The 12,198-nt window shown below is 60.9% G+C and carries 12 protein-coding genes; 6 read left to right on the top strand and 6 right to left on the bottom strand.

Annotation, left to right across the window (positions count from 1 at the left end):
* Window positions 1-40 precede the first annotated feature (40 nt).
* From EKH79_RS15630 to EKH79_RS15615, 4 genes are all read left to right on the top strand, one after another.
* On the top strand, window positions 41-313 hold the full coding sequence (locus tag EKH79_RS15630) for a Trm112 family protein (protein WP_126674752.1): 273 nt from the start codon (window positions 41-43) through the stop codon (window positions 311-313).
* Between the two features lie 146 nt (window positions 314-459).
* Window positions 460-2,757, top strand: coding sequence for a DUF1631 domain-containing protein (locus EKH79_RS15625; protein ID WP_126674751.1), 2,298 nt, complete (start codon window positions 460-462; stop codon window positions 2,755-2,757).
* Window positions 2,754-3,611: a carboxylating nicotinate-nucleotide diphosphorylase gene (nadC, locus tag EKH79_RS15620; protein WP_126674750.1), complete on the top strand. Its 858-nt coding sequence runs from the start codon at window positions 2,754-2,756 to the stop codon at window positions 3,609-3,611. The genes EKH79_RS15625 and nadC overlap by 4 nt, the downstream gene beginning before the upstream one ends.
* Window positions 3,612-3,647: 36 nt before the next feature.
* Window positions 3,648-4,064: a DUF3301 domain-containing protein gene (locus tag EKH79_RS15615; protein ID WP_126674749.1), complete on the top strand. Its 417-nt coding sequence runs from the start codon at window positions 3,648-3,650 to the stop codon at window positions 4,062-4,064.
* 50 nt (window positions 4,065-4,114) lie between these two features.
* Here the strand turns inward: EKH79_RS15615 and EKH79_RS15610 are convergent, their stop codons facing one another.
* The 5 genes from EKH79_RS15610 to petA form a co-directional block, all read right to left on the bottom strand.
* Window positions 4,115-4,549, bottom strand: coding sequence for a ClpXP protease specificity-enhancing factor (locus tag EKH79_RS15610; protein WP_126674748.1), 435 nt, complete (start codon window positions 4,547-4,549; stop codon window positions 4,115-4,117).
* 170 nt (window positions 4,550-4,719) lie between these two features.
* Window positions 4,720-5,346 (bottom strand): glutathione S-transferase N-terminal domain-containing protein, encoded by a 627-nt coding sequence (locus EKH79_RS15605; RefSeq protein ID WP_126674747.1) that lies wholly within the window; start codon window positions 5,344-5,346, stop codon window positions 4,720-4,722.
* A gap of 65 nt (window positions 5,347-5,411) precedes the next feature.
* Window positions 5,412-6,155, bottom strand: a complete 744-nt coding sequence (locus tag EKH79_RS15600) for a cytochrome c1 (RefSeq protein ID WP_126674746.1) — start codon at window positions 6,153-6,155, stop codon at window positions 5,412-5,414.
* Window positions 6,148-7,452 carry a cytochrome b gene (locus EKH79_RS15595; protein ID WP_126674745.1) on the bottom strand — a complete coding sequence of 435 codons (1,305 nt, stop codon included), beginning with the start codon at window positions 7,450-7,452 and terminating at the stop codon, window positions 6,148-6,150. Before EKH79_RS15595 ends, EKH79_RS15600 begins: the two co-directional genes overlap by 8 nt.
* Window positions 7,452-8,057: a ubiquinol-cytochrome c reductase iron-sulfur subunit gene (petA, locus tag EKH79_RS15590; protein ID WP_126674744.1), complete on the bottom strand. Its 606-nt coding sequence runs from the start codon at window positions 8,055-8,057 to the stop codon at window positions 7,452-7,454. Before petA ends, EKH79_RS15595 begins: the two co-directional genes overlap by 1 nt.
* A 233-nt stretch (window positions 8,058-8,290) precedes the next feature.
* Between petA and EKH79_RS15585 the strand changes: the two genes are divergently transcribed.
* Window positions 8,291-9,520: a S1C family serine protease gene (locus EKH79_RS15585; protein ID WP_126674743.1), complete on the top strand. Its 1,230-nt coding sequence runs from the start codon at window positions 8,291-8,293 to the stop codon at window positions 9,518-9,520.
* A gap of 6 nt (window positions 9,521-9,526) precedes the next feature.
* On the opposite strand, the gene EKH79_RS15580 is transcribed toward EKH79_RS15585, so the two are convergent.
* Window positions 9,527-10,588, bottom strand: a complete 1,062-nt coding sequence (locus EKH79_RS15580) for a lytic transglycosylase domain-containing protein (protein ID WP_126674742.1) — start codon at window positions 10,586-10,588, stop codon at window positions 9,527-9,529.
* 242 nt (window positions 10,589-10,830) lie between these two features.
* Here EKH79_RS15580 and miaB point away from each other — a divergent pair, with 242 nt between their 5' ends.
* On the top strand, window positions 10,831-12,174 hold the full coding sequence (gene miaB / locus EKH79_RS15575) for a tRNA (N6-isopentenyl adenosine(37)-C2)-methylthiotransferase MiaB (protein ID WP_126674741.1): 1,344 nt from the start codon (window positions 10,831-10,833) through the stop codon (window positions 12,172-12,174).
* The last annotated feature ends 24 nt before the right edge of the window (window positions 12,175-12,198 follow it).

The following is a 12,198-nucleotide window of genomic DNA, read 5'->3' as shown; positions in this document are numbered from 1 at the left end:
TACGTGCTTCCCTGCACTGCAACGATACCTAACGACTCCTATGGACAAGCGCCTGCTCGATATCCTGTGCGACCCGGTCAGCAAGACTCCGATCCGCCCACTCAACGGAAGCGAGCTCAATGCGCTGAACAAGGCGATCGACGGTGGTCAGGTGCAGACAGTCAGCGGAGCCGCGGTCCAAAACCGGCTGGACGAAGGTCTGATCACGACGGACCGAAAAGTGGTCTACCGGGTCGAGGATGGCATCCCGGTCATGCTCCCCGAGGAGGGGATCGGCACGACCCAGCTGACGGACTTCCCGTCTGCCGCGTAAAAACCTGCCGTTCAGGTAGTTACTCGACCCTGAAACACAAATCTATGACGCTTGCCATGGCAGGGGAACCCGTTTTCCCCTATTGTGGGCAGACAGAGCAAACGGCCGTCGTCATTAGTAAATAAGGTAACCACAGGGGTGTGGCGATGAAAGAAGCCAGCGAGCAGTCGAACATCGTCAATCTGAGTCAGCGCCTGGATCCGTCCAGTGGTCGCGGCGGCGATCTGTTGAACGCTGTTCGTAGCATTGCCACCCGTCGCCTGCAGCAGTACATCGGCAACATGTTCGAGCACGTCGACGACGCGCTGTTCGACCTTGCCGAGAAAGCCGAAAACAACGCCGCTCAGATGCATTACTTCGACGGCATGCGCGAAGTGCGCAAGCGTCGCCCGGTGATGGAGCGCAGCTATCTGGCACAGGTCGCACGCGATCTGAATGATTTCGTCAGCGGCCAGCGCACGGCCACGCAGAACACCCCGCCGCCGTCGCTGGGCAACGCCGAGTTGTCGCTGGTGGCCGATAACGAATTGGAAGAATCGCTCGCCATCACCAGCCTGATCGGCAAGAACGAACAGCGCCTCACGCGCGAGTTGTTCGCCGTCAATCAGCGCCTGTCGGTGATCTGCGGCGGCGTGAAGATCGAAGACTCGACCAACCCGATTGGTCCAGCCGTGCTGGCTCAAGCGTTCCGTCAGTCGATGCGCGAACTCAGCGCCGACATGCGCGTGAAGCTGATCATCTACAAGCTGTTCGACCGCTATGTCATGGCATCGTTGGACGAGCTTTATCAGGAAGTGAATGCCGAACTGATGCGCGCAGGCGTGCTGCCGCAGTTGCGCCATGAAGTGGTGCGTACGGGCGGCGCAGCGGCCGGTGCCACAGCCGCGGCAGCCGGTGCAACGGGCACCGAAGTTCCAGCCACGCTCGCCGCCGACGACAGCGAAGCTTCGGCCGAACTGCTGCAAACGTTGCGCACCCTGTTCGGTGCGCGTCGCGCACATCCGACGGTGCCGCTCTCGGGCATGACCGCCGGTCCGCTACCGACGGCCAACGAACTGATCGGCGCACTCAGCGTGCTGCAGAGTCAGGCTGCCAGCGTGCCGGTCGCATCGATGATCGCCAGTGGCGCGGCCAACTTGGAAATCACCGACCAGGTGCTGCATCTGAAGGAGCAGTTGTTCTCGCAACTTGGCTCGCTTCGCGGCCAGCGCCCTGGTCAAATCGCAACGATCGACGAAGACACCATCGATCTGGTCGGCATGCTCTTCGAATTCATCCTCGAAGACCGCAACTTGCCGGCGCAGATGCAGGTATTGCTCGCGCGTCTGCAGATTCCGTATCTCAAGGCGGCGATTCTCGACCGCAAGCTGTTCGCGCATCGCCAGCATCCGGCGCGTCGTTTGCTCGATGGCCTGGCCGATGCGGCAAAGAGCTGGTCGGAAGAATCGGATCGCGACGGCCGCCTGCACGACACGGTCAAGAGCATCGTCGATCGCCTGTTGCAGGAATTCGATGACGATCTGACGATCTTTGATCGCCTGTCCGCCGAATTGCAGCAATTCCAGGAATCCAATCGCCGTCGCGCCGAATTGGCCGAGCAGCGTGTTGCCGAATCCACGCGTGGTCGCGAAAAGCTGGAACAGGCGCGTCGCCGCGCTGCACGCGAAATTCTCAACCGCATCGGCGATCACTCGCTGCCGCCGCTCATTCATGGCGTGCTGTCGCGCGCGTGGGCGAACTATCTTGTGCTCACCATTCTGCGCAAAGGTGAAGAATCGCAGGATTTCCGCGAAGCCTTGCGTTTCGTCGATGCGTTTATCGCCAGCACCAAGCCGGTGCGCACGCCGGACGCCAAGCGCGATCTTCGCCAGTTGCTGCCGGGTATCGAACGCGCGCTGCGCAAAGGTCTGTCGAACGTTGCGTTCCAGGACGCCGATATCGAACGCCTGCTCGCGCAGTTGCACACCTATTATCGCCAACAGCTCGGTGACGCAGCTCCCGCGACCGAACAACCGCAGGCACTGGACGCCACACCTGCGCCGCTGCCGATTCCGGAAAGTATCCAGCCGATCGCCGAAACGATGGCCGATCTCGAAGACGAGACCGCCAACGCCGAACCGGAAGCTGCCGAAATTGCGCCGGAAGTTCGCGAAGAGCTGGAACACGTCAAGGTGCTGAAGGCTGGCACCTGGCTGGAATTCAATACGCAGGACGAACACTTCGAGCGCGCCAAGCTGTCGTGGATCAGCCCGATGAGCGGCCGCTATCTGTTCGTGAATCGCCGCGGCCTGAAGGTCGGCGATTATTCGCCCTATGAACTGGCCACCGTGATGGCGGACGGCCGTGCACGCATTCTCGCCTCCAATGCTCTGTTCGACCGCGCGATGGATGCCATCGTCGACCGGCTTAGCCATGAAGACGGCAAAACCACAGACACCGAATGACCGCAGCCTTTCGTTTCAACCCACCCGATACCGCTTCAATCGCATCCGATGTGGAACGCGCCTTTGCCGAGGATCTTGGCAGAGGCGACGCCACGGCCAGTCTTCTCCCCGCCGATGCGATCGCTTCCGCACAACTCACCTGCCGCGAGGACGTCGTCATTGCCGGCATTCCGTGGTTCGACGCGTGCATGCACAAACTCGATCCGGCGGCGCGCATCGATTGGCATCTGAGTGACGGCGACCGTGCCAAGCCCGGCTCGATCATTTGCGAGATTCGCGGCAATGCACGCGCAGTGGTCAGCGCCGAACGCTCCGCACTGAACTTCCTGCAAATGCTGTCCGGCACCGCGACGACAACCGCTGCGTACGTTGCCGCTGTCGCCAGTACGAATGTGCGCGTGCTCGACACACGTAAAACCGTCCCTGGTTTACGCCTCGCGCAGAAATACGCTGTGCGTTGCGGTGGTGGTCACAATAATCGCATCGGTTTGTACGATGCCATTTTGATCAAAGAGAACCACATCATCGCGGCAGGAAGCATTGCGGCAGCTGTACTCGCTGCGCGGCAACTTCATCCCACGCTGCTATTGGAAGTCGAAGTGGAAAACCTCGACGAACTGCAACAGGCGCTTGATGCTGGCGTGGACCGCATCATGCTGGATAACTTCACGTTGCCGCTGATGCGCGAAGCGGTCGCCCACACGGCAGGACGCGTCGCGCTGGAAATTTCCGGCAACGTCGACCTGACCACCATCGGCGATTACGCCCGCACCGGTGTGGACTTCATCTCGGTCGGCGCACTGACCAAAAACGTGCGCGCTGTCGATCTATCGCTTCGACTCACGATCAAGTGACTTGCAGGTAGGCAAAGTCGCCCACACACTGCGGGAATGGGCGACATTGCGACCTTTCTGCTGCTGCTTATCCTGTTTGCCATCGTCGGCACATGGCTGCGCTTAAGCCGTGCCCGCGACAAGGCCATCCAGGAAGCACGCGCACGCTGCCAGCGATACGGCCTGCAGTTATTGGACGAAACGGTAGGCCTGAGCGGCTTACGCATCCGCCACATGCAAGGGCGCCGTGTCATCGAGCGGCGCTACAGCTTCGACGTAAGCATCGACGGCAATGATCGCGAAGCCGGGCATCTGTGGATGATCGGCAATGTCCTCACGGCGCTTATCCTGCCGACGATCGAGCTGTATACGCCCGACGACGATGCGCATGCGACGCCGCACGACACGCATGCCGCGGGTGGAAACGTTTTGCCGTTCCGCCCGCGCCCTAGCGACAAGGATGTTCGTCACTGATTTGCGTTGATGTTGCCGCCCTCTCTACCTGAGAGAGCGGCCCCTGCACATCACTTCACGACGCGCAGATGCGATCCGCTGCGTTTGGGTTTGTCACCCCCCGTGTTGCCGCCATCGCTCGGCGGTTCCGGAGCCGGTGGCGAGGGCGGGTTGTCCGTCGGTGGTTCGCCGCCTTCTTCTTCGGCAGGAAACATCATGCCCTGCCCGTTTTCCTGCGCGTACAACGCGAGTACCGCGGGAATTGGAATCTGGATGCTATGGCTCACGCCTGAGAAGCGGGCCTGAAAACTGATCCACTCGTTGCCCAGGTCGAGGTTGGCAACAGCACGCATTGCCAGATTGAGTACGACTTGCCCGTTCTTGATGACGTGTGCCGGTACGCGAACACCGCTTCGACTGGCGTCCACCAGCATGTAAGGCGTCAGGTTGTTATCGCTGATCCAGTCGTAAATCGCCCGCAACAGGTACGGACGGTTGGAGGTCATGCCATGGGATTCTTGCGATGTCACCGAGAGGGCGCTCTGATCAATGATGCGTAGATGTTGCCGGTCATGCTGGTTGGCAGACCGAAGGCGTGCGGACAGACGGCGTCGGCCCCTGCGTATTGGATTTGAAATGTGGGGGTCATGTCCAGAAGGCGTCTATGCATAACGGGTCAGAGTGCCCTCAGCGCCTTTTCTTCCGGAGTCAGACTGCGAGCATACCCCTGACTGTGGAACAGGCGTTCGCCGTAATCCATGATCGGCTTGCCTTCGCGTCCCAGGTCGACGCCGAGTGCGGGCAACCGCCATATCACCGGGGCGACCAGGCAGTCGGCAAGACTCATTTCGGGGTTGAGGAAAAACTTCGACGCTTTGAACAGCGGCAGCGCCGTCAGCAGATGTTCGCGCAGATGCTTGCGCGCCGTGTCGGCCGGCCGGCCGCCTGCCTTGATGTGCTCGACTTCCGGCAACCAGTCGCGCTCGATCCGCACACCCGCCAGCCTCAGCCGGGCGCGCGATAGCGGATCGATGGGCATCAACGGCGGATGCGGATAACGCTCGTCCAGGTATTCGCACACGACCGAGGTGTCGTAGAGCGTGAGGTCGCGATCGACCAGGGTGGGCAGCGTGTTGTACGGGTTCAGATCGATCAGGTCCTGCGGAGGCTTGGCCGGGTCGACCTGGACCAGGTCGTAGGCGACGCCTTTCGCAGCCAGCACCAGCCGGACGCGATGACACTGGATGTCATCGGCCGCGGAGTACAGGGCGAGTACTGTCCGGGAACGAGCGTTCTGGACCATGCACTAGTCTCCCCTTTCGGATGGCCGCAAGGATGGCGTTTACCCCCTTGCGGCCACAAGTCCCTTTAGTGGACGTCCTTCCAATATTCTTTCTTTAGCAAATAGGCAAGGAAGGTGAAACCCAGCAGGAACAGGACGACCCAGATGCCAACGTGGCGCCGCTCTAGGGCAGCCGGCTCGGAGACGTATTCGAGGAAGTTGGTCAGGTCGCGGGTCGCCTGCTGGTATTGCTCAGGCGTAAGGCGGCCGGGGTGCGACAAGGTCAGCTTCTCGATCTGGGCATCGTCGCCTGGCTTGCCGGCCTTCATCACCGCCGTCTGCTCGCCTTGCAGCTCCCACAGGGGGAAAGGCATGGCGGCGTTGGGCAGGATGGTGTTGTTCCAGCCGATCGGGCTCTTGGGGTCCAGATAGAACGAGTTGAGATAGGCGAAGACCCAATCCGCACCCTTCGCGCTCACTTCCAGCGAGAGATCCGGCGGTGCCTTGCCGAAGAACTTCTGCGCGTCGTCCGCCGGCATGTGCGAGATCACCGGGTCGCCGAATTTCGCGTCGGTGAAGTTGAGGTTGTTCATCACGTCGGCCTGGGTCAGACCCAGATCGTCGGCGATGCGCTCATAGCGCTCGTACTTGAGCGAATGGCAACCCACGCAGTAGTTGAAGAACAGATGCGCGCCGCGCTGCAACGAGGCCGTGTCGCGAATGTTCGTAGCGGCCGACGGCAGCTCCGGACCTTCGTCGGCCATGACCGCCGTCGTACCCAGCAGCAGGCCGAGTGCCAGCGCAATGGTGGAGATGTAGCGCTTAGTCATGCGTTGTCACCCGTTCCGGAACCGGCTTGGTCTTTTCCCAGCCAAGATGCGTGTACAACCACAGGAAGACGAAGAACCCGAAGTAGATCAGTGTCATCACGCGACCGAACGCGTTGTCCCACGCGGTCATGTCGATGTCGGCGCCGAACAGTTTCGGGAACAGTTCGTCGGTGAAGTCGGTACCGATCATCACCAGGCCAAGGAAAGCCAGCACGAACAGCGTCAAGGCCACCTTGTAGCCGGTGCCGCGATAACGCACCGATTTCACCTTGCCCACGTCGATCCACGGCAACGCAAACAGCAGCGCAATCGAGCCGAACATGCCGAGCACACCCCACACCGCCGTGCCGAGCGCCGACGGAATCATGCGCACGATCGCGTAGAACGCAGTGAAGTACCACACCGGCTTGATCTGCGCGGGCGTCACGAGATTGTTCGCGGCGATCGAGTTGTCGTGCTCCAGGAACCAACCACCCAAGGTCGGCTGGAAGAAGATGATGAACGCGGCGATGGCGAGGAACAGGCCCACGCCCACCAGATCTTTCACGGTGTAGTACGGATGGAACGGAATGCCATCGGCCGGCTTGAGTGCATCCCAGCGATTGCCCTTCGGCCCGTGCTTGATGTCTACGCCGTCGGGGTTGTTGGAACCCACTTCATGCAATGCGGCCAGATGCAGCACCACCAGCAGGAGCAGCACCAGCGGCAGCGCGATTACGTGCAAGGCGAAGAAGCGGTTGAGCGTGGCATCGGCGGGCAGGAAGTCGCCCATGATCCACTCGACCAGATCCTTGCCGATCACCGGGATGGTGCCGAACAACGACACGATCACCTTCGCGCCCCAGAACGACATATTGCCCCACGGCAACACGTAGCCCATGAAGGCTTCGGCCATCAGCACCAGGAAGATCAGCATGCCGAGCAACCACACCAGCTCGCGCGGTTTCTTGTACGACCCGTACATGATGCCGCGGAACATGTGCAGATAAATCACCACGAAGAACAGCGATGCGCCCGTGGTGTGCATGTAGCGAATCAGCCAGCCCCACTCCACGTCGCGCATGATGTACTGCACCGAGTCGAAGGCGCCTGCCGCGCTCGGGTCGTAGTTCATGGTGAGGAAGATGCCGGTGACGATCTGATTGACCAGCACCAGCAGGGCGAGCGAACCGAAGTAATACCAAAGATTGAAATTCTTCGGCGCGTAATACTCGGTCATGTGTTTGCGGTACGTCGGCGCCAGATTCGGCGCGCGATCGTTGACCCAATCAGCAATGCTTGCGAAGACGTTTGCCATTACGCAGCCCCCTGGGCATCCACGCCGATCTGGATCGTCGAGTCATCGAGATACTGATAGGGCGGAATCACCATGTTCTTCGGTGCAGGCACGCCTTGATAGACGCGGCCGGCCATGTCGTAACGCGAGTGATGGCAGGGGCAGTAGTAGCCGCCCTGCCAGTTCGGGTCGAACGGCTCCGGCTTCATCTCGCCCACGAAATCGGGTACGCAGCCAAGGTGCGTGCAGATGCCGACCATCACCAGCCACTCGGGCTTGATCGAACGCGTACCGTTTTGCGCGTACTTCGGTTGCTGATCGGCAGACGTGCCGGTCGATGTCGGATCGACCAGACGAGGGTCCTGCGCGGGCAATGCAGCGAGCTGTGTCGGCGTGCGATTGACGATGAAGACCGGGAGACTGCGCCAGGCCACGATCAATTGCTGACCCGGTTCGACCTTCTTCAACGACTGGGTAACGGGAGCACCAGCAGCCTTCGCTCTTGCACTTGGTTCCCACGACTTGATGAAGGGCACTACTGCCGCCACCACGCCCACTCCCCCAACCACAGCCGTGGTCGCAGTGAGAAAACGGCGGCGACCTTGATCGACGACTTCGTTCGCCATCAGGCTCTCCGGTACTTGCATGCTATAGACACTGCAGAAACCAGATACTGCCGTCGCGGCGAAAAAGATTGCGTTTCGCCGACCGCCCCAGGATCGTGCCCCTGCAAAAATCGCGTTACCTACAAAAATCGCGTTAGTGTAGCCTCAGGTCTTGAACCCTACAATAAAACCGCACAGGCGGTCACGTCGCTCCGCCACACTCCACAAACCGGTTCAACGGATTGCATTACGACATGAAGCATGCCGCCGGCATCGTCGCCTTTGTTGCCCGATTTGTGGTGCTTGGGCTGGCTATTGCCTTCGTAATCAGTTTGTTCTGGCCTGGAATCGGCGACCGCTTGCGCGCGCGCTTCGGCTTGCAGCATAACGCGGCCGAGACGGCCATCAGCGCACCTGCGACAACAGAGACATCTTCGTCCACGGCCGCGCCATTTTCCTACGCGGATGCGGTCGCCAAGGCAGCTCCCTCGGTGGTCAACATTTACGCAAACAAGGTTGTTACCGAGCAGGCGGTACGCATGTTTACCGACCCGCTGATGCAACAACTGTTTGGCGGCACACCGGCCGGGCCACCGGTCAATCGCCACGAGCAGAACCTTGGTTCCGGCGTGATCGTCAGTGCCGATGGTTACATCTTGACCAACAACCATGTTATCGCCAACGCCGACGACATCCAGATCCTTCTTTATGACGGCCGCGTGGCCAAGGCCAAGCTGGTCGGCGCGGACGAAGAGACCGATCTGGCGGTGCTCAAAGTTACTGACGCGGTGAACCTTCCCGTCATCAACATGGCGGACCCGAAGAAGCTTCGCGTCGGCGATGTGGTACTGGCCATCGGCAATCCGCTCAACCTCAACCAGACGGTGACGATGGGCATCATCAGCGCCATCGGGCGGCAGCTCAACAACAGCAGTCCGGAGGAATTCCTGCAGACCGACGCCGCCATCAATCTGGGCAACTCCGGCGGCGCGCTCGTCAACAGCAATGGCGACCTGGTCGGCATCAATACCCTGTTGATCGGCAAGGCGGCGAATGCCGAAGGCATCGGCTTTGCCATTCCGGTCGATACCGCAACCAACGTGCTTCATCAGCTGATCGCCAACGGGCATGTAGTTCGCGGATGGCTCGGTGCCGATTACGGCTTCGTGCCGGTGTCCCCCGATAGCGGATTGCCCGCCGCTGCAACACGCGGCGCACAGGTTACCGAGGTGATCCCGGGCGGCCCTGCGGCAGCAGCAGGGCTACAGCCTCGCGACATCTTGCTGCAGCTCGGCGATAACGACATTCGCGATCCAGCAGATCTCAGCCGCCAGGAGGCCGCACTCAAACCCGGCAGCCAGGTCACGCTATCCGGACTGCGCAACGGCGTTCCGTTCCATCTGATGCTGAAGGTCACGCAACGTCCACCGCAGATGCCAACGGTCGCATCGGCATCGAGCAGCGCAAACGCCGACAGCAACTGATCCTCGCTACATGCTCGCCGGCAACGGCGGATGCAACGCTTTGTCGTAGCGCTGAAGCAGCTCACCCACCCGTTCGACATACACCTGCGTTTCCGCGAACGGCGGTACGCCGTTGTAGTGCTGCACGGCGGCCGGTCCTGCGTTGTACGCAGCGGCAGTCAGCCTGCGATCGCCATTGAAGTACTTCAGCAACAGGCTCAGATAACGTGCGCCGCCGCGAATGTTCTGCTCGGGATCGAACGCATCGGCCACGCCCATGTCATTCGCTGTGAGCGGCATCAACTGCATGAGACCCTGCGCACCTTTCAGCGACATGGCATGCGGATTGAACGCACTTTCCGCATGAATGATCGCGCGAATGAATGCTTCATCGACACCCGATTCAAGACTCGCCTGATGAATGATGCTGGCGTAATCGGAGGTGTTGAGATGCACGGTATCCCAATGAATCGGCGAATGCAGGTCGCACGCCATACACGTGGCGATATAACTGAAAAGCCGCGTGACGTTTTTCGCTAACGCACCAGCAGGTGCAATGTTCGTGTATTCCACGCTGCCATCGCGGTGCACGACGCGATACACAGCGCCACGCAGAACACGATTCTCCGATGAGTCGGCAGCATTGCTCGAGGCAAGCGAAGCGGGCAGCGCATCGGACGATTGGCTGTACGTCCATTGCCCTGGCTTACCCGTAAAGACAGTCGGATTCGGGTTTTGTGATTGAGGCTTCGCGTGTGCCGTGGTGTCCACCGCCCCTTCGACGCGATCGAGCGACGCCACGATGGGCGCGATCGGCGTCGCTGTCGTATCCGCCCAACCCGTCACCCATGCTAGCGACGTTGCGCCTTGCGACGCGACTGCATGCGAAGCCAAAGGACGCGATGGCGCAGCCGCGTAGGACATCAACTGCTTGCAGTCGTGATAACCCACTTTCGTACCCGAGAACACCGCCTCGCCGTTGCTACCCGTGCAGCGATAAACCGCGCCAGCATGCGCAGGGGTCGGCCGGAACAGGATCAGAAGCAGCGCACAGCCCAGCGTGACCTTCAACAAAGTCATCACGAGCATGGGGAGGCTCCATGCCTGGGGGCCGGCGCCTCCCCCTTGGCGTACGGCTACGGGCATGGGCGGAGTGTGCCCCGATACCGGGTCGGCGCCAAGCACAAAATGCTCATTTCGTGCGCCAGAACGCGGCCGCAAGTGCTTGATCCGGCAAGAAGGCCTTAGTGGCGGGTGGGCGCCGGGGCTAGTAAACTGCGCGGTTCGGCGCATCCGCGCTCCGCGCCCCCGAATCCACGGTATCGAACGCCATGAGCGGCAAGCTTTTCATCAAGACCCACGGCTGTCAGATGAACGAGTACGACTCGGCCAAAATGGCCGACGTGCTGAAGGCATCGCACGGCCTGGAATTGACCCAGGACGAGTCCGAAGCGGACGTGATCCTGGTCAATACCTGCTCGATCCGTGAAAAGGCGCAGGAGAAGGTCTTTAGCCAGCTCGGCCGCTGGAAGGAATACAAGCAGGGCGAAAAGCAGGTCCTGATCGGTGTGGGCGGTTGCGTGGCGTCGCAGGAAGGCGAGGCGATTATCAAACGCGCGCCTTACGTGGATCTGGTTTTCGGCCCCCAGACGCTGCACCGCCTGCCCGAGCTGATCGAGGCCAAACGCGCCACCGGCAAGCCGCAGGTCGACATCAGCTTCCCCGAGATCGAAAAGTTCGACCGCCTGCCCGAGCCGCGCGCCGAAGGCCCGACCGCCTTCGTCTCGATCATGGAAGGCTGCTCCAAGTATTGCTCCTACTGCGTGGTGCCCTACACCCGCGGCGAGGAAATCAGCCGTCCGTTCGACGACGTGATCGTCGAAGTCGCGCAGCTCGCCGATCAGGGCGTGCGCGAAGTGATCCTGCTTGGCCAGAACGTCAACGCCTACCGTGGCCCCACGCACGATGGCGGCACTGCCGATCTCGCGGTGCTGATCCACGCCATTGCGCAGATCGACAGCATCGGCCGCATTCGCTTCACCACCTCGCATCCGCTGGAGTTTTCGGACTCGCTGATCGAGGCCTATGCGAACGTACCCAAACTCGCCAACTTCCTGCATCTTCCGGTGCAGGCAGGTTCCGATCGCATTCTCACCGCGATGAAGCGCGGCTACACGGCGCTGGAATTCAAGCAGAAGATCCGCAAGCTGCGCGCCGTGCGTCCGGATATCTGCATCTCCTCCGACTTCATCGTCGGTTTCCCAGGTGAAACGGACAGCGACTTCGAGAAGACAATGAAGCTGATCGACGACGTCGGTTTCGATCAAAGCTTTTCCTTCATCTTCTCCTCGCGCCCCGGCACCCCGGCGGCGAGTCTCGAAGACGACACAGCCGACGCCGTGAAGCACGAACGTCTTGCGCGACTGCAAGCCGTGCTCAACGCCAACGCCAAGCAGATCAACGAAACGATGGTTGGCACCGTGCAGCGCGTGCTGGTGGAAAAGCCGAGCAAGAAAAACCCGAACGAACTCACCGGCCGCACCGAAAACATGCGCTACGTGAACTTCCCCGGCCCTGCCCGGCTGATCGGTCAATTCGTGGATGTGGTGATCACCGAAGCGATGACCAATTCGCTGCGTGGACGGATCGGCAGCGCGGACAGCCAGGCGGCGTGAATCTCGCATGGGCGCACACGCCGC

The organism is Dyella dinghuensis, assembly GCF_003977615.1.
Classification (GTDB): domain Bacteria; phylum Pseudomonadota; class Gammaproteobacteria; order Xanthomonadales; family Rhodanobacteraceae; genus Dyella_B; species Dyella_B dinghuensis.
This window is presented reverse-complemented; position numbering and strand designations above follow the sequence as displayed.